Origin of the sequence: Mycobacterium talmoniae (assembly GCF_001854525.1) — a bacterium.
GTDB classification, from domain to species: domain Bacteria; phylum Actinomycetota; class Actinomycetes; order Mycobacteriales; family Mycobacteriaceae; genus Mycobacterium; species Mycobacterium talmoniae.
In genome coordinates this window covers 1-813 of sequence record NZ_MLQM01000363.1, presented here as the reverse complement: position 1 = coordinate 813, position 813 = coordinate 1, and the positions used below count along the sequence as shown (strand labels likewise).

1 pseudogene is annotated in these 813 nt (G+C 65.1%); it reads left to right on the top strand.

Annotation, left to right across the window (positions count from 1 at the left end):
* Positions 1-813, top strand: a pseudogene (locus tag BKN37_RS30120) (hypothetical protein); the annotation flags it as partial.

The following is an 813-nucleotide window of genomic DNA, read 5'->3' as shown; positions in this document are numbered from 1 at the left end:
TCCACCGTCAACGCCCACCTCGAAGTCCAAAACGGCGACGACACACCAGAATTCCGCTACGGAACTAAATTCGCCATCATGAGCACACGCCCCGACAACACCCGCAACCTGCGCGTCGTCCTCGACACCATGCCCGTTCCACCCGGCAAGGGCTACAAGGGCGAAGCGGGCGTCGCCCTGGCCATCCTCGATCGCCTCACCGCCCGGCCAGAACTACGCATCGACGGAATCTGCTACGACGGCGCCTTCCGAGGCACCCACATCGACCACGCCATGAAAGCCGGCCTGACCGTCCTGGCCCCGCCGCACGCCGGCACCGCCAAACCCACGCCACTGACCACCATCGACTGCCCCTGCGGCGAGACCCACGCGCTATGGACCAACGAGGGACGCCTGCACGAACGCACCATCCTCGACACCGGCGAAACCCACCTCCAGCCCTTACCGGTCGCCAAGGTCTACTCACGCCGCAACCGCGCAGGTACCTACCGCTGGTACCTCGACTTCGCCGCCACCTGCGGCACAGTGCACCACCAACGCATCGACACCACCGACGACGACGCAGCCAGGGGCTACAACCGTGCCGAGCACCTACGTCAGTACACAAAAACCGAAGAAGGCGACAGCGTCTACGACCGCTGCTACGGCTGGCGCGAAGACGCCGAATCGCTCAACAACACCCTCGACCGCACCCTCTACGGAGGACGCATGACCGCACACACCGCCACCCGACAACACAGCGTCATGATCGGTTTCGCCCTGGGCCGCAACGCAATCGCCGCCTACCTCCACCAACGACAACACCAACCCGCC